Below are 16,409 nucleotides of genomic sequence, written 5' to 3' on the forward strand. Positions count from 1 at the left end.
AACACATGGCTTTTAAGACCCTAGATAACCTGCTAGAAGAAGGCGTAGAGGACCGCCACATTCTGGTTCGGTCTGACTTCAACGTGCCGCTGGATGATGACGGAAATATCACCGACCCCGGCCGCATTACCGCATCTCTTCCCACCATCAAGGCTCTTGTCGATGGCGGCGCGAAGGTCATCCTTTCCGCACACCTCGGCCGCCCCAAGGGTGAGGTAAATTCCAAGTACTCCCTGGCTCCGGTCGCAGAAGCGCTGTCTGAGGCCCTAGGCCAGTACGTTGCCTTGGCCAACGACGTCACCGGCGAAGACGCCCACGAGCGCGCCAACGGACTAAACAGCGGCGATGTCATGCTGGTAGAAAATGTCCGCTTTGACCCACGCGAGACCTCTAAGGATGAGGCAGAGCGTGGCGAATTCGCCGACGAGCTCGTCGCCCTGGCTGCCGATAACGGCGCCTTCGTCTCCGACGGCTTCGGCGTTGTTCACCGCGCACAGACGTCTGTGTATGACGTCGCCAAGCGCCTGCCCGCCTACGCCGGCAAGCTGGTGGAAAAGGAATTGGACGTATTGTCCACCGTGGCCAAGGATCCAGCGCACCCTTACGTCGTCGTTCTGGGCGGCGCAAAGGTTTCCGACAAGCTCGGCGTTATCGAAGCCCTTGCCGGAAAGGCCGACAAGATCATCATCGGCGGTGGCATGTGCTACACCCTTCTGGCCGCTAAGGGCTACAACGTTCAGGAGTCTTTGCTGCAAGAGGACCAGATCGAAAACTGCAAGAGCCTGCTGGAGCGCTTCGGCGACAAGATCGTCCTTCCGGTAGACCTCACCGCCGCCAGCGAGTTCGCCGCAGACGCTGAGACCAAGGTTGTTGAGCTCGATGGCATCCCTGAGGGCTGGATGTCCCTGGACATCGGACCCAAGTCCATCGAGGAATTCGCCGACGTACTGGCAGATTCCAAGACCGTATTCTGGAACGGCCCCATGGGCGTATTCGAAATGGAAGCCTTCTCCAAGGGCACCGCTGGGGTGGCGCAGGCGATTATCGATGCCACCTCCTCCAACGGTTCCTTCTCCGTCGTCGGCGGCGGCGACTCCGCAGCCTCCGTGCGCACCTTGGGCCTCGACGAGGATGGCTTCAGTCACATCTCCACCGGCGGCGGCGCATCCCTTGAATACCTCGAGGGCAAGGAGCTGCCGGGCGTTTCCGTGCTCGAGGCATAAACCGCCTAAAACAGCTAAATACAGGCGTACACAGAAAGGATTAATTATGGCACGTACACCACTTATTGCTGGCAACTGGAAGATGAACCTCGATCACATCGAGGCCATCGGTTCCGTTCAAAAGTTTGCCTTCTCCCTGCCGGAGGATTACTACGACAAGGTCGATGTAGCCTACATGGTTCCATTTACCGATATCCGCACCATTCAGACCCTCGTTGAGGGCGATAAGCTGAAGATCACCTACGGTGCGCAGGATATCTCCAAGCACGAATCCGGCGCCTACACCGGTGAGGTATCCGGTCAGATGCTGAGCAAACTGGGCTGCAGCTGGGCAGTCGTCGGCCATTCCGAGCGCCGCGAATACCACGGCGAAACTGACCAGCTGGTCGCTGAGAAGGCCGCAGCGGCCCTGGAGAATGGCATCAGCCCCATCGTCTGCGTGGGCGAGCCACTCGACGTGCGCGAGGCCGGCACCCACGTTGACTACGTGGTGAACCAAACCCGCGATTCCCTGCAGGGACTTAGCGCCGAGCAGCTATCCAAGACGGTTATCGCCTACGAGCCCGTGTGGGCCATCGGCACCGGCAAGGTTGCCTCCGCCGATGACGCGCAGGAAGTGTGCGCCGCCATCCGCGGCCTGGTCAAGGAACTCGCGGGCGACGAGGTCGCCGAGGGCATCCGCATCCTGTACGGCGGTTCCGTGAAGGTCGATTCCGTTGCTGATATCGTCAGCAAGCCCGACGTAGACGGCGGCCTTATCGGTGGTGCTTCCTTGGTAGGAGAGGACTTTGCCAAGTTGGCTGCCAATGCCGCTAATGCCGTTAGTTAACATGCGTTAACAACCATCACAAGGTGACTTGTGTGCCGCGGGTTGGGGTGAGCCCCGCCCGCGGCATGGTGTACAGTAGGCCCTTGTGATTGCTTTGCGTAGGCAAAGCAGGTAAGTACTTCGCGCCGGTGGCTAGCGTGACTTTCGGTAGTTCATCGAAGGTGCCACTGGGCGCACGTTGAGAAAAGGAAGAACCTCATGGTCTTAGCACTGGAAATCATTTTGCTAATTTCAGCTATTTTGATGTCCATCTTTGTGCTTTTACACAAGGGCAAAGGCGGCGGCCTGTCTAGCCTTTTCGGCGGCGGTGTGCAATCGAACCTGTCCGGTTCGACCGTGGTGGAAAAGAACCTGGACCGCTATACCGTCGTCATGGTGATTATCTGGTTGGCCTGCATCGTTGGCCTTGACCTTATCCAGGCCTACGCTTCCTAGGAAGCACGCAGCAGGCCCCCGCTAACCACTAGCGGCGGCCAACCGCGCAAAACAGCGCCGGTACTTCAGTCCCATAACCCTTCGTAGAGAAGGGAAAGGACCGAGGTACCGGCGCTTATGCGTTAAGTGGCGGTGCCGGCGTTGCTGACTTTACAACTCCTGGGCGGCATCGTCTGCAAGGAAGAGGATCGTTTCCTTCGTCCCTTGCGCACCAGCGGCCGGGCACTCTTCAGCGTCGACGCCGCCCACGATGCTTTTTGCGGCAGTGGCCTTTTCTTCCCCGGCGACCAAGAGCCAGACGCGCTCAGACCTATTGACCGCCGGCAACGTCAGGGTGATGCGCTCGCTGGGCGGCTTCGGCGAATCGTGTACCGGTACCGCGAGTTCTTCCTGCTCACGGATGGCAGGAGAGTGGGGGAACATGGAGTTAATGTGGCCTTCTGCACCCATGCCCAAAAGGTGGAGGTCGAAGCCTAAAGGCGCGAAGTCCTTCAACTCTGGCTCGTAGGCATTGGCGGCCGCCTCCATGGAGACCGCACCGAGGTCGAACCCGTGGATATTCTGATCTGGGATATCCACGTGATCGAGCAGCGCGGAACGCGCTTGGCCTTCGTTGGAATCTGGGTCGCTGACCGGGACATTGCGCTCATCGCCAAAGAAGATGTGCACGCGGGACCAATCGATGCGCAAGGCGGGGTAGTTCTCGCCTTGCTGCTGTGCGGCGAAGTCCAAGCGCGCGAGCTCGTGCAGCAGCCCAATTCCTGCGCCCCCGCCAGTTAGTACGACTCTTGCCACGCCGTCACCATGGAGGCCACCGTTGCCGGCCTGAATACCGGCGATGGTCTCAATGAATTTGAGTGCGGCTTGGGAAATAAGGTCATCTACATCGCTGACGCGGTGAAGCGTTACCATTCGGTATCAGAATCCTTTGCAAAGAATCGGTATGAGCAAGTGCGCTATTAAAGCTTACTGTAGTCTACTTCTCCCAGAGCACGCAGCGCCTGAGCATAAGTTTTATCGGCGTCGAGGTGCCGCAATTCCTCCGAGAGGATTTCGGTTTGCGTGCGCGGGCTCAAGCTGACCAGTGAGTCTGGCGTGCCAGGCACGCGCACCCGCACGGTGCGCTCGTCCACGACATCCACATCCACGTGGGTCGTCTCCCGGTTAAAGCGCAGGTGGGTAACCGGGAAATAGTCACTATTGGTTTCCTCGGCCATGCGCTGTACTGGGACGCTCAGGCGGTCAAGCAGCCACCCCGCAGCGAAGTTAGGTGCCGGATGCCCGGCGGGGCCGGCGACCTCTACCGATTGCACCTTTTCATGGGGATGATGGTCGAGCGCCGATGCGACGACGCCGCGCCACAAGGTGATGGAGGCCCAGGACATATCGGAATCGCCGGGGGAGTAGCCATGAGAAAGCGCGCGCAGATCCTGCTCGCCCACGGTGCCTTTATGCGCCACATTCGTGATGCGGCGCTGCGCCAACTTGCCCACGGGGCTTTCGGAGGGAACCTGCGGGCACAGGTTTGGCCACCACGCGACCAGCGGGGTATCCGGCAGCAAGAGCGGTGTGAGCACGGACTCGGCTTGATCCGCGAGCGCACCGTGCAATTGCATGACGACGGTCTCGGAGGCACCGGCCTCGCCACCGACGCGGAGCTGGGCATCGAGCTGGGTATCAGAATTTGGATCTCCGGGGACCACGACGAGCACGCGGGAGGGGTGCTCATGAGAGGCATCGCGCACAGAGGAAAGGATCTGTTCCAGATCGTCGCCTTCTTGTGCCTCCACGATCAGGGTGAGCACCCGGCCGGTGGTGCGGGTGTAGTGCTCCTGGGCATCGACAAGCTTCTTGGCAATTTCACCGGTGGTGGTATTAGGCAATGGAATAATCATTGACTACGTCCCTTCTACGGGCGACGCCAGGAATGACCCCGGCGGCGCAGCATCTTATCGGCTGAGGTGGGTCCCCACGTGCCCGCCTTATAATTTTCGGGCTCACCATGCTTGGACCAGTAATCGATGATCGGATCCAAAATCGACCACGAAAGTTCGACTTCTTCATTGGTGGGGAACAGCGATGATTCATCGAGGAGGGCATCCAAGATGAGGCGCTCATAGGCCTCGGGGGATTCCTCGGTAAAGGCCTCGGCGTAAGCGAAGTCCATATTCACATCGCGGACTTCCATGGTGGAACCAGGCACCTTTGAGCCAAAGCGCATGGTCACGCCCTCATCGGGCTGAACGCGGATAACCACGGCGTTTTGGCCAAGGGCATCGGTTTCGCCATCGACAAAAGGCTGGTTCGGCGCGGCCTTGAAGACTAGGGCGATCTCGGTGACGCGACGCCCCAGACGCTTGCCCGTGCGCAGGTAGAAAGGCACGCCTCCCCAGCGCCGAGAGTTGACCTCCAACGTGCACGCCGCATAGGTCTCTGTGGTGGAGGCGGGATCGAAACCCTCCTCCTCGCGCAAGCCCTTCACGTATTCCGAGCCCTGCCAGCCGGCGGTGTACTGGCCACGGGCGGTGGTTTTATTGAGCGGATGGACCGGCTGCGTAGCGCGCAGGACCTTAACCTTTTCAGCGCGCAGCGCCTCCGGCTCGAAGGAAGAAGGCTCTTCCATTGCCACGAGGGCGAGCAGCTGCAGGAGGTGGTTCTGAATAACGTCCCGCGCCGCACCGATTCCGTCATAATAGCCAGCGCGACCGCCAAGGCCGATATCTTCGGCCATGGTGATTTGCACGTGGTCGATATAGTGCGCGTTCCACATCGGCTCAAAAATCTGGTTGGCAAACCGCAGCGCCATGATGTTTTGCACGGTCTCTTTGCCCAGGTAGTGATCGATGCGGAAGACGGCCGATTCTGGGAAGACCGCGTTGACGATCTCATTGAGCTCGCGCGCGGATTCCTGATCGTGGCCAAAGGGCTTTTCGATGATCACTCGGCGCCACGAGTCCTCCATGGAATTGGCCATGCCCACGCGTTCCAACTGGTGGCAGATATCGGAGAAGAACTCTGGCGGCACCGAAAGGTAGTATGCCCAATTGCTTCCCGTACCGCGGGCCTTATCCAGCTCGGCCAACCGCGCAGAAAGCCTGTCAAAGCCCTCATCATCAAAGGAACCTTGCACGAACTCGATTCCTTGGGATAAGTGCTCCCACACGTCGTGGTTAAAGTCAGTGCGGGCGCCGGCTTCTACCGCGCTGCGGAAATAATCGCAGAAGTCCGCGTTATCCCAGTCCCTGCGGCCATAGCCGACGAGCGTGAAGCCAGCGGGCAAGAGACCGCGGCTGGCAAGGTCATAGATGGCCGGCAGGAGCTTTTTGAAAGCTAAATCGCCGGTCACACCAAAGATGACCATGCCCGCGGGGCCCGCGATGCGTGGCAATCGTTTATCGGCGGCATTACGCAAGGGATTGACCCAAGCGGCTGAGTCCGTCACGGATTATCCTTCCTGGAGGGAAAAGCTATGTAGTCTTTCAACTAGTGGCGGCATAATGCCCCGCCGGCTATCCGGCGGGGCTAGGACCACGGTCGTAGTTTACGCGAGTCGTTGTTTGAGGGAATCAAGGAGGTCATTCCACGCGGCGACGAACTTATCGACGCCCTCGCGCTCCAGGACTGCAAAGACATCTTCTAGGTCAATGCCCACCGATTCGAGCTGGGAGAAGACCTTCTCGGCTTCTTCGCCGGCCGTGGAGAGGGTATCGCCGTGGAAACCACCCTCCTGCAGGACCGCATCAATGGTCTTTTCCGGCATGGTATTTACCGTGTGCGGGCCAGCCAGCTCGGTCACGTACAGCGTTGCTGGGTAGTCAGGGTTCTTCACGCCGGTAGAAGCCCACAGCGGGCGCTGAATGGGCGCGCCTTCTGGGAGGCCGTTGTTGTCACCGAGCAATTCTTCCTGGAAGAGGGCGTAGGCACGCTGCGCGTTAGCGACACCGGCCTTGCCTCGCAAGGACAGGGCCTCATCGGAACCGATAGCTTCCAAGCGCTTATCCACTTCCGTATCCAGGCGGGAGACGAAGAACGATGCGACCGAGTGAATCTTGGTGACGTCCTTGCCACCCTCGGCTGCGCGCTTGAGCCCAGCCTGGAATGCGGCGATGACCTCGCGGTAGCGGGCGACCGAGAAGATCAGGGTGACGTTGACGCTGATTCCCTCTGCCAAGGCATCCTCGATAGCGGGGAGGGAGCCCTTGGTAGCCGGGACCTTGATCATCGCATTGGGGCGGTCCACCTGGTCCCACAGTTCGCGGGCCTGCTTGAGGGTTGCCGCGGCATCGTCGGAGATGCGCGGATCCACCTCGATGGATACGCGGCCATCCTGGCCGTCGGACTCGGCATAAATATCGGCAAAAAGGTCACAGGCGTTTTGTACGTCCGTAATTGCCAGGGAGTAGACGGCTTCATCGGCCGAAGCGTTCTTCTCCTTCAAGGCTGCCAGGTCTTCGTCATAGGCCGTGCCGCTGGTCATGGCGGTGGCAAAGATAGCCGGGTTGGTGGTCACACCCACGATGGACTTGGAGGAAATAATCTCCTTCAAGTTTCCAGATTCCAAGCGCTGGCGCGAGAGATCATCGAGCCACGTGGAGGTGCCCAATTGGGCAAGTTCAGAAATGTTGTTCATAGTCATTCCTTTTAGCGTCGGTGAGGTGGGCTTAGCTTTGGGCTTCGGCGATGCTTTCGCGTGCAGCATCGGCAACCGCAGCAGAGGTAAAGCCAAACTTTTCGAAGAGCTCGTCGCCGGGAGCGGAGGCCCCGTAGTGCTCTAGGGAGACGTTGCGGCCGAAAGTACCGGTGTACTTGTGCCAGGACTGAGCGAGGCCGGCTTCGACGGAAACGCGGGCCCTCACGCTGCTGGGCAGGACCGATTCGCGGTATTCTGCGTCCTGCTCGTCGAACCACTCCAAGCACGGCGCCGATACCACGCGGGCTGCCGTGCCTTCGCTTTCGAGCTGGTTGGCTGCCTCCACCGCGAGCTGTACCTCCGAGCCAGTGGCCAGCAAGATAACATCGGGCTCGTCCTTGGAGCCTTCGACCAAGGTGTAGGCGCCGCGGCGAACGCCATCGCGTGCCTTTTCCTTGGTGCCTTCCAAAATAGGGAGGTTCTGGCGGCTAAGCGCAAGTCCCTTCGGGGCTGCCTTGTATTCCATCGCTGCGGCCCAGGCCTGTGCGGTTTCATTGGCATCGGCAGGCCGGATTACAGACAGGTTCGGAATGGCGCGCAAGGCCGACAGGGTTTCTACCGGCTGGTGGGTAGGGCCGTCTTCGCCCAAGCCAATAGAGTCGTGCGTCCACACGTAGTAAGTATCGGTAGACATCAGCGAGCCGAGGCGCACGGCTGGGTACTGATATTCGGAGAAGATCAGGAAGGTACCGCCATACACGCGGGTATTTCCGTGGAGGGCGATGCCGTTCATGATGGCGGACATCGCGTGCTCGCGGATGCCAAAGTGGAGGTTGCGGCCATAAGGCTGCGCGGACCACTTATTGGTGGTGATGTTTTCAGGACCGAAGGAATCCGCGCCCTTAATCACGGTGTTATTGGAACCCGCCAGGTCGGCCGAGCCGCCCCACATTTCCGGCAAGGCAGCAGCCAGCGCCTGGATGGTCGCCTCAGAGGCTTTACGGGTGGCAATCGCATCGCCTGGCTCCCATACGGGGAGCTCGGCATCGAAGCTCTCCGGCAATTCGCGGGCGCTCATGCGGTCAAAGAGCGCCTTATTCTCGGCGTTGTCCGCCGCCCACGCGTCGAACTTTTCTTGCCACTGCGCGTGCTTTTTGGCGCCGCGCTCGCGCAGCTTGCGGGTGTGGGCCAAGACCTCATTATCGATGTGGAAGGTTTTTTCTGGGTCGAAGCCGAGGACTTCCTTGGTGGCGGCAACTTCGTCATCGCCAAGCGCCGCGCCGTGCACGCCGCCGGTGTTCATCTTGGTCGGGGCAGGGTAGCCAATGACCGTCTTCACGCGGATGAAGGAGGGGCGCTCCGTTTCCTGCTGGGCATTGCGCACTGCCTCTTCAATGGCAACGACGTCCTCGCCGGATTCCACGGTCTGGACGTGCCAACCGTATGCCTCATAGCGCGCAGCGACGTCCTCATTGAAGGCGATATTGGTGTCATCCTCGATGGAAATGCGGTTGTCATCCCAGAAGACAATCAGGTTGCCCAGCTTCTGGGTGCCAGCCAAAGACGATGCCTCAGCGGTAACGCCTTCCTGCAGGTCGCCGTCGGAGGCAATGGTGTAGACGTAGTGATCAAAGGGGGATTGGCCGACCGGTGCCTCAGGATCGAAGAGGCCGCGCTCCTTGCGGGCGGCCATGGCCATGCCTACAGATGATGCCAGACCCTGGCCGAGTGGGCCGGTGGTGATCTCCACGCCATCGGTGTGGTGCACCTCAGGGTGGCCCGGGGTGAGAGAGCCCCAGGTGCGCAGCTGCTGGAGATCTTTCATCTCCAAGCCGAACCCACCCAAGAAAAGCTGGATGTACAGGGTCAGGGAAGAGTGGCCGACAGACAACACGAAGCGGTCGCGGCCGGCCCATTTCACGTCATTGGGGTCGTGATTGAGGACGCGCTGGTAGAGCGTATAGGCGAGGGGAGCCAGCGACATCGCCGTGCCTGGGTGCCCGGAGCCGCAGTTTTGGACGGCATCGGCAGCAAGCACGCGCACAGTGTCGACCGCGCGAGTATCGGTGTCTGTCCAGTCGTCCGGATAACGGCGCTCGACCATAGCTTGCAGGTCTGGGGACAAATTATCTTTCGACACGGTATAAGGCCTCGCTTAAATCTAGGCGTTTATTACTGAACTCCACACAGTCTAGTTACTTTTTTGACGGCGGTGCGGAATTATTGAAAGCTGCGGGGAACCGGTAAGCTGGCATGGCTAAGCGGTGTACGGCACAGCATTAGTTACTCTCTGCGTTTCCGCTGCATTGCTACGATCCATGTGTAGCGCATTTTATATGTAAGCCATAGTGTGAATTAATTCTCCGGAACTTTTGTGCCGGAGTGTGCGACCACTACACCGTGGGCATAGCGCACTGTGTAGCGTGTGTGCTGTAGATCAACGTCTGTTCAGATAGTGGAGGAATTCCTTGGAGACCATCAAGGCCTATTTTGCGCTAACGAAGCCGAGGATTATTGAACTCCTCCTCGTGGCCGCAATTCCGGCGATGCTCCAAGCGCAACGGGGCGTTGAGGCGGTTTCTGAGAATATCTGGCTCATCATTTCCACCATTTTCGGCGGATGGATGGGCGCTGCGGCCGCCCATACCTTTAATAACGTGGTCGATTATGAAATTGACCAGAAGATGCAACGCACCCGCGCGCGCCCACTTGTGCGCGCCACGATTTCGAAGCGGAACGCGGCGATCTTTGCTTGGATCATGCTCGTGGTGTCGGTGCTGTGGCTGGGCATCCTGGCAAATTCTTGGTTGGCGGCGTTCTTCGTCATCCTCACGAACTTTTTCTATGTATTCGTCTACACCAAGTTTTTGAAGATGCGCAATGCCCAAAACATCGTGTGGGGCGGTTTAGCGGGGTGCATGCCGGCCATGGTGGGTTGGGCAGTCATCCGCGATAACGCGCCGGCGGGAGAGCCCGACCGCTGGTGGCAGGCAATAGTCCTATTCCTCATTATCTTTTTCTGGACCCCGCCACATACCTGGGCCTTGGCCATGAAATACAAGGAAGATTACCGCAAGGCCGGGGTGCCGATGCTGCCGGTCGTGGCGACGGAACAAGAAGTAACCCGCCAAATCGTGTGGTATTCCGTTGGCACGGTCATCGTCACGCTGCTTATCGTTCCTGCGGCATCGTGGATTTACCTCATTGCCGCCGTAACTTCTGGCGCGGTCTTCTTATGGCTAGCTATCCGCCTGCACCAAGGCGTAAAGAAAGGCGCAAAGGTAAAACCCATGCGCCTGTTTATCTATTCAAATAACTACCTGTCGGTACTCTTTATTGGCCTGTCCATCGATGCCGTCATAGGTTGGGAGCCAATCGGCCGGATGCTTGGTTGGTCCGCCACCCTGTTTTAGAACCCAGTAGCACGCTGCAGCGCGAGCCCGTGTGGCTCGCGCTTTATTCTTCCTTAGTCCTGCTTTACCCGCAGAACAATAGAACCGGTGGTGCTACGCGATTGTAGGTCGCGGTGGGCCTGCTCTGCTTCTTCCAAGGGATAGGAGGCCGATACGTTGAACTTGAGGTCCCCGTCCATCACGGCCTGGACGACAGCTTGCGCACGCATCTGGAATTCGCCCTCTTGCGCCGTCCACGCGCCGAGCGAAGGCCGGGTCAAGAAGATGGAGCCATGCTTATTGAGCAGCTGCGGATCGATGGGCTCAACCGGGCCAGAAGCGGCACCAAAGAGCGCGACGGTGCCGCGCGGGCGAACGGCCTCGAGCGATTCGAAGAAGGTGGCTTGCCCCACGCCGTCATAGACCACATCGACGCCGCGGCCGCCATTAAACCGACGAACCTGCTCGCCCAAACCATCGCTGTAGCGAAAGACATGGTCGGCGCCGCACTTATACGAGATCTCTTCCTTTTCATCGGTGGAGACAACCGTATAGACCGTTGCCCCCAAAGAGGATGCCATTTGGGTCAACAGCTGGCCCACACCGCCCGCACCAGCGGTAATGAGGCAGGTAGCGCCTTCGCCAAGCTCATACACGCCGTGGGAAAGGAAGTGGGCGGTCATGCCCTGTAGCAGCATGGAGGCAGCGATCTCGGTGGGGAAATCATCCGGTACAGCGACAAGGCCGTTCCGGGGGACGCAGACCTGCTCGGCATAGGAACCAAAGGCGTGGTGCCATGCCACTAGGGAGCCTTCCGCAATTTCCCCCTTGGGATCGTGGACAACGCGCCCCGTTCCCTCAAAGCCAGGGATAAAAGGCGTCTGGGCGTTATAGATACCCTCGCGGTAGTAGGTATCGATATAGTTCACGCCCGCCACGGTGACATCAACTAAGACTTCGTCCTCACTAGGCGTGGGCGCAGGAACCTCGGCGTAGCGCAGGACTTCCGGCCCGCCCGTTTCTGTGATCTGGATAGCATGCATAAGGCCATGCTATCCCACAAAGCGCAGTAGCTGCAGAAAAATTGTGCTGTCTAAATCCTAGACGGCGGCGCGTTCCTCATTTAATGATTGCTGGCGAACGGCGTATTTATCGTCGCCGGCGGGAGAGCCCGAGATGAGGTCTGGCGTGCCACCGACGCGGTGGCGCCCGTGTGCCCAGAGCAGGGCGGTAAAGCCGGTGACCACGGCGGACATACCTATGTGGAAGGGGACCGTCCACCGCGGCACGCCCAGGTAGAACTGCAAGACGCCCACGGCCCACTGGATGAGGATGCAGACGATAAGGACCCACCCTGCCTTCTTGGTCTCCTGCGGGGTGCGGTGCTTGTACAGCAGGAAGACGGTAATGGCGGTAAAGATGAGGTAGACGTACATGCACATGGCGTGGGCGATGGCCATGGACTCGGTATCCACATCCAAGCGGCCGTCCATTCCCACGCCGGAGTCGCCGGAGTGGACGCCGGAACCGGTCACCATCGTCCCGGTGATCAGGACGATCGAGAGGGCGATGGTCGCGATGACGGCGAGGATGCGAATCGCTTGCGGGAACCGCGGCTGGGCGGTGCCATCATCGGGTTCTTTGATGCGGGCATACAGCATGCAGGCAAGCCACACCAGCACCATGGAAGGCAGGAAGTGAAGAGCCACGGACCACCAGCGCAGATCCAAGTGCACGGAGATGCCGCCGATGACGGCCTGCAGGACGATGCCGGCCACGTTGAGCCATGCATAGACCCTGAGCTCAGGCCGGCGGCACGCCATATACATGGCGATGACTGCCGCGCCTGCTGCGGCGGAATCGACGAAGGTGAGTAGGCGGTTACCAAATTCAATGATTTGGTGGATTGCCGGCGCGGCGCCTTCTACCGGCACCAAGGAACCAGGCTGGCATTGGGGCCAGGTGGGGCAACCCAGGCCGGAACCGGTGACGCGGACGATGGAACCAGATACGGTGATGCCGCCTTGGCAGAAGATCAGGATCAGCGCGATGAGGCGCTGTTGCTCCACGGTAGGGACGGCTTCTTTAAAAAAGCGTTTAGTTCTGGTCCAGTAATTCACAAGGTGCATCTTACTAGGGGGTGTGTAGCGAGCCGAAACCTTTGGCTCTGTTTCGCGGGGAACTGGGTATAACTCACATTTAGCCGTCGAAACGGAACCAACGAACGGCCGCATACGACGCCACCGCTAGCCACGCGGTCAAGGAAATGAGTTCGATGCCAGGAAAGGTGGAATTGGAGGCATCGGCAAGCGCGCCCGCTAGTGCCACGGTGGGCACGATGTTGAGCAGGCCATTATCGCCCAAGCCCTGGGAGTACAGGGCCCAGCCGACGATCGCCAGCAGGATAAACCAAATGAGGTTCGCCAGCGCGAGTACGGCCTCAGAGCTAAGGGTGCCGCCAAGCACCAAACCCATGGCGGTAAAGGCGGCGACGCCGAAAATGAGCGAGACGATCATGAGCAGGATGCCGGGCGCACTGATGCGCAGGCCCAAGGCAAAGGCCGTGGCACCGAGCACGAGAATCTGGAATACCACCATCGTCAGCACGCCGATAATCTTGCCGCCGATGATCGCCCACGCCGGTACGCCGGAGGCGCCGGTGCGCTTTAAGGCCCCGTAGCGGCGGTCAAAGGCGAGGGAGATGGCTTGCCCGGTAAAACCAGCCGAGGTTGCCGCCACCGCGAGCACCATGGGAAAGACCTCGTGCAGCCCATGCCCGGTGGATGATTCCAGGCGGGCGGTCCCAATCAGGATGGCGAGCGGGATAATGATGCTGAGCAATTGTTGCTCCCCGTGGCGCAGCATGAGCTTGGCCTCCATGCCGCCTTGGGCAAGGATGATGGCGCCCGCACTCGCTCGTTTGGGTGCCGGGCGGAAGGTGCCGGGGGAAAACGTTGCGCTCATAATCGGGGCCTATTCCTTGAAAAATTTGAAGTGGCGATTTTAGGTACTGGTGATTCTAAGATGAAGACAGGACACAGGGTTTTATCAACTGCGCAAGTGCCTGCCTGTGAGATCGAGGAATACTTCCTCGAGGTTCCGGTGGTGGGATTCCAGGCTTCGCAAGAGCACGCCTTGCCGAGCTAGCTCGGCGGCGAGGGCGGAAATCAGTTCCGGCGAACTGGGCTGGCTCACCCTGTAGTGCAGCGGTCGCGAGGCGGTCGTGGGGATGCCAATTCGCTGCAAGGCGTCCAAATCGACCGCGGAATTTGCGCTAAAACTAAATCCGGCGCCCTTGCCCTGGGAGGTAAGTTCTGCCGGCGTTCCCTGCGCCACGAGCGCGCCATGATCCATGATGGCGATGTGATCTGCCAGCGATTCGGCCTCATCCATCAGGTGGGTGGTCAATATCACGGTGACCCCGTCGCGCTTCAGGGCGCGAATCAAATCCCATACGGCGAGCCGGGATTGGGCGTCCATGCCCGCGGTGGGTTCATCGAGGAACACCAGCTCGGGCCTGCCGATGACCGCGAGCGCGAGCGATAGCCGCTGCTGCTGCCCGCCGGAAAGCCGCCGATAAGGCGTGCGCGCAACGCCTTGCAGGCCCAACGTTTCGAGCAGCCATTCCGGCGGTAGAGGATTGGCGTTATAGCGCGCGGTCAATTCCAACATCTCTAGCACGCGGATGCCGGAATAAGAACCGCCGCCTTGCAGCATGATTCCCACCTTTTCGCGCACCCTATCGGGCTCGGTGCTGGGATCAAGGCCTAAGACCTTAATGGATCCGGCGGTGGGGTGGATAAAGCCTTCAGACATTTCGATGGTGGTGGATTTACCAGCACCATTGGGGCCGAGCAGGCAAAATATTTCGCCGTGTGCAACGCTCAGGCTGAGCCCATTGACGGCTGCCGTGGGGCCAAATTTCTTTACCACACCATCCAAGGACAGGGCGGGGCTTTCAGCTGGAATTGCATTCACGGGTGCCTAGTTTAAGACACGGATTCCGTTTCGGCGCATTGCACCCCACCACACTCCGGCTACCACGGCGAATGCGCAGGCAGCGGCGATATAGATGGAAAGCACCGTCCCAGCGGGCAGGCCCAAGCCGCGCGGAAGGACGAAAAAGCTCATCGCGCCGGTATAGGCAACGACGCTAAACCGGAAGATGTGCCGGTTCGCCCACGCCGCCAACGGCAAAACGGCCCAGAGGATGTACCACGGGTGGACCACTGGGAAGAAGATAACGAGCACCAGGGTAGAGATTCCCAGCCCGCCCACGGGGTGGATATATCCGCGCAGCGTGGCAAAGAGCATGCGGGACATGAAGACGACGGCGACCAAGACGCCGAAACTGCGCGTGATGGTCAATATGGCATCGGTGTGGTCCCCAAGGCCTAAAAACATGCCGAGGAAACCGGCGCCCACTCCCGTGGCCGTGGATAGGGAAAGCCAGGAGCGAATCGTGGCGGCTCCGCCTTGCCCGGTAATCCACCCGAGGTTAATGCCCGTGATGATACTGATGAGCGCAATGGTGACTACGAGCACCGCGCCCTGCACGGCAATGGCTATAAATAAGGCCCGCCAGCGCGGCACGCGCGCCTGCACGTGCAGGTGGCGGGCATACGCCATGCCGATAAAGCCGAGCCCAATAAAGCCGGTGACCTTGACCATTCCGGCGCAGGATAGGAAAAAGCCAGAGGCTATTAGCGCAACGTAGGCTCCTCTTTTATCCTGCCCCAGCTTATCGATGCCCCTTAATCCAAGCTCCATGCCCAGTAACGACAATCCAAGCATGATGGATTCATTATGGATACCGCCGACGAGGTGAAGGATGGTCAGCGGGTTCAAGATGCCGAGCCATAGTGCGGAGGCAGGGGAGACGCGGCATCGCTGAGCAAGCTGTGTGATGGCCCAGCCAGCCACGATGATGCCCACGATGGAAAGTAGGCGGTGGGCGATCACACCTAAAACAATGGAATTTCCGGTGATGATGCTGACGATGGCCGCCAGCCCCAAGGCAACGGGCCCATAGGGCGATGGTGAATTTGCCCAGATAAACGGAACGGAGCGCGCGAGCTCGTTGCCAGCGCCCAAGAGCTGCACCGGGCCGGCGGAATAGGGATCCATCCCTTGGGCCACGATGGAGCCATTGGCCAAATAAGAATAGATGTCTTGGGTAAATAAGGGTGCGGTAAAGATGAGGGGGATGATCCACCCAGCCCACGTGATCCACAGCTGGCGCGGGGAGACCAGCCGGCGGGAGCGATCGCTGGCGGGCTCGCCGGGTCGCGCCTGGCGCAGCGGGGTGCCCACGAAGGGGGCGAGGAAAATCCAGGCCGTTACTAAAAGCCCCACGCCCACCATGACAAGCGCAGACGAGGTCTGCAGCATGCGCGACATAAGCGAACCAAAGGGCACATTGTCATAGGGGTTGCCCACTACAGGCAGTGCGCCTGCTCCCAAAGCGCCAAAGGCAATGAGGAGGGAACCGACGGTTCCGGCCCACCGCAAGATGAAAAAGGTGCGCTTTTGGGAGACCGTGGTGTGCTGCAGTTCCTCTGGCGCCTGGGTGATGAAATCGTAGCGAGTATCCCCGGCTTGCGCGCCGGTGCCTTCGGCGTGCAGCTGCGCGGAACGAGAACCTGCGGTGCCTAAGCGTGGCAATTCCGCCTTTACGCTCTCGAGCACTCCCCGTAGTTTCCCTTTCATGGCTTAAGACCTTACGCGAGGACCGTGGGGTGGGAAATTCACCCCCGCCGCCACGCCCGGTGACTGCAATGGTGGCATTCCGGAATGAATTAAGGAACACTAGTGTTGTCTAATGATGAAAGCGCAGTTATGGCGCTTGCGTAGCGACGGCATTTCCGGCGCGACGGAGCACGGTGACTGCAGGCAACTGA

At 59.7% G+C, this 16,409-nt stretch carries 14 protein-coding genes; 4 read left to right on the top strand and 10 right to left on the bottom strand.

The annotated features are described in order from the left end of the window. Positions 1-5: 5 nt before the first annotated feature. The 3 genes from pgk to secG all read left to right on the top strand — a co-directional run bounded on the left by pgk (position 6) and on the right by secG (position 2,487). Positions 6-1,223, top strand: a complete 1,218-nt coding sequence (gene pgk / locus HMPREF1261_RS08885; RefSeq protein ID WP_005283081.1) for a phosphoglycerate kinase — start codon at positions 6-8, stop codon at positions 1,221-1,223. A 46-nt stretch (positions 1,224-1,269) separates the two neighbouring features. Then, positions 1,270-2,052, top strand: a complete 783-nt coding sequence (tpiA, locus tag HMPREF1261_RS08890; RefSeq protein ID WP_005283078.1) for a triose-phosphate isomerase — start codon at positions 1,270-1,272, stop codon at positions 2,050-2,052. Positions 2,053-2,250: 198 nt separating this feature from the next. Then, entirely contained in the window at positions 2,251-2,487 is a 237-nt protein-coding gene (gene secG, locus HMPREF1261_RS08895; protein WP_023030705.1) for a preprotein translocase subunit SecG, read from the top strand. A 150-nt stretch (positions 2,488-2,637) separates the two neighbouring features. Here secG and pgl read toward each other — a convergent pair whose 3' ends face one another. The 5 genes from pgl to tkt form a co-directional block, all read right to left on the bottom strand. Continuing rightward, the gene (pgl, locus tag HMPREF1261_RS08900) at positions 2,638-3,399 is read right to left on the bottom strand and encodes a 6-phosphogluconolactonase (RefSeq protein WP_023030706.1); all 762 of its coding nucleotides are present in this window, start codon (positions 3,397-3,399) and stop codon (positions 2,638-2,640) included. A 47-nt stretch (positions 3,400-3,446) separates the two neighbouring features. After that, positions 3,447-4,382 (bottom strand): glucose-6-phosphate dehydrogenase assembly protein OpcA, encoded by a 936-nt coding sequence (locus HMPREF1261_RS08905; RefSeq protein WP_005279118.1) that lies wholly within the window; start codon positions 4,380-4,382, stop codon positions 3,447-3,449. A gap of 14 nt (positions 4,383-4,396) precedes the next feature. Then, the gene (gene zwf / locus HMPREF1261_RS08910) at positions 4,397-5,929 is read right to left on the bottom strand and encodes a glucose-6-phosphate dehydrogenase (RefSeq protein ID WP_023030707.1); all 1,533 of its coding nucleotides are present in this window, start codon (positions 5,927-5,929) and stop codon (positions 4,397-4,399) included. Between the two features lie 99 nt (positions 5,930-6,028). Beyond that, positions 6,029-7,117 carry a transaldolase gene (gene tal / locus HMPREF1261_RS08915; protein WP_023030708.1) on the bottom strand — a complete coding sequence of 363 codons (1,089 nt, stop codon included), beginning with the start codon at positions 7,115-7,117 and terminating at the stop codon, positions 6,029-6,031. 31 nt (positions 7,118-7,148) lie between these two features. Next, entirely contained in the window at positions 7,149-9,221 is a 2,073-nt protein-coding gene (tkt, locus tag HMPREF1261_RS08920) for a transketolase (RefSeq protein WP_198012728.1), read from the bottom strand. Between the two features lie 364 nt (positions 9,222-9,585). Here tkt and HMPREF1261_RS08925 point away from each other — a divergent pair, with 364 nt between their 5' ends. Further along, on the top strand, positions 9,586-10,530 hold the full coding sequence (locus HMPREF1261_RS08925; protein WP_005279123.1) for a heme o synthase: 945 nt from the start codon (positions 9,586-9,588) through the stop codon (positions 10,528-10,530). Between the two features lie 53 nt (positions 10,531-10,583). On the opposite strand, the gene HMPREF1261_RS08930 is transcribed toward HMPREF1261_RS08925, so the two are convergent. The 5 genes from HMPREF1261_RS08930 to mptB all read right to left on the bottom strand — a co-directional run bounded on the left by HMPREF1261_RS08930 (position 10,584) and on the right by mptB (position 16,218). After that, complete coding sequence (locus HMPREF1261_RS08930) at positions 10,584-11,552, bottom strand: quinone oxidoreductase (protein ID WP_023022432.1); 969 nt, start codon at positions 11,550-11,552, stop codon at positions 10,584-10,586. A gap of 57 nt (positions 11,553-11,609) precedes the next feature. After that, the gene (locus HMPREF1261_RS08935; protein WP_023030710.1) at positions 11,610-12,638 is read right to left on the bottom strand and encodes a heme A synthase; all 1,029 of its coding nucleotides are present in this window, start codon (positions 12,636-12,638) and stop codon (positions 11,610-11,612) included. 70 nt (positions 12,639-12,708) lie between these two features. Next, positions 12,709-13,473, bottom strand: coding sequence for an ABC transporter permease (locus HMPREF1261_RS08940; protein WP_005283056.1), 765 nt, complete (start codon positions 13,471-13,473; stop codon positions 12,709-12,711). A gap of 84 nt (positions 13,474-13,557) precedes the next feature. Next, on the bottom strand, positions 13,558-14,487 hold the full coding sequence (locus tag HMPREF1261_RS08945) for an ABC transporter ATP-binding protein (protein WP_023030711.1): 930 nt from the start codon (positions 14,485-14,487) through the stop codon (positions 13,558-13,560). A gap of 6 nt (positions 14,488-14,493) precedes the next feature. Beyond that, positions 14,494-16,218 carry a polyprenol phosphomannose-dependent alpha 1,6 mannosyltransferase MptB gene (gene mptB / locus HMPREF1261_RS08950; protein ID WP_023030712.1) on the bottom strand — a complete coding sequence of 575 codons (1,725 nt, stop codon included), beginning with the start codon at positions 16,216-16,218 and terminating at the stop codon, positions 14,494-14,496. Positions 16,219-16,409 lie beyond the last annotated feature (191 nt).

The sequence above is a fragment of the Corynebacterium sp. KPL1818 genome (genome assembly GCF_000478135.1).
GTDB lineage: Bacteria > Actinomycetota > Actinomycetes > Mycobacteriales > Mycobacteriaceae > Corynebacterium > Corynebacterium accolens.

Bases quoted from the DNA above. Each gene is read 5' to 3' on its own strand.
- HMPREF1261_RS08930 (WP_023022432.1), bottom strand. From the start codon at position 11,552: ATGCATGCTATCCAGATCACAGAAACGGGCGGGCCGGAAGTCCTGCGC.
- HMPREF1261_RS08905 (WP_005279118.1), bottom strand. From the start codon at position 4,382: ATGATTATTCCATTGCCTAATACCACCACCGGTGAAATTGCCAAGAAG.
- tpiA (WP_005283078.1), top strand. From the start codon at position 1,270: ATGGCACGTACACCACTTATTGCTGGCAACTGGAAGATGAACCTCGAT.
- pgl (WP_023030706.1), bottom strand. From the start codon at position 3,399: ATGGTAACGCTTCACCGCGTCAGCGATGTAGATGACCTTATTTCCCAA.
- mptB (WP_023030712.1), bottom strand. From the start codon at position 16,218: ATGAAAGGGAAACTACGGGGAGTGCTCGAGAGCGTAAAGGCGGAATTG.
- tkt (WP_198012728.1), bottom strand. From the start codon at position 9,221: ATGGTCGAGCGCCGTTATCCGGACGACTGGACAGACACCGATACTCGC.
- HMPREF1261_RS08940 (WP_005283056.1), bottom strand. From the start codon at position 13,473: ATGAGCGCAACGTTTTCCCCCGGCACCTTCCGCCCGGCACCCAAACGA.
- HMPREF1261_RS08935 (WP_023030710.1), bottom strand. From the start codon at position 12,638: ATGCACCTTGTGAATTACTGGACCAGAACTAAACGCTTTTTTAAAGAA.
- tal (WP_023030708.1), bottom strand. From the start codon at position 7,117: ATGAACAACATTTCTGAACTTGCCCAATTGGGCACCTCCACGTGGCTC.
- pgk (WP_005283081.1), top strand. From the start codon at position 6: ATGGCTTTTAAGACCCTAGATAACCTGCTAGAAGAAGGCGTAGAGGAC.
- secG (WP_023030705.1), top strand. From the start codon at position 2,251: ATGGTCTTAGCACTGGAAATCATTTTGCTAATTTCAGCTATTTTGATG.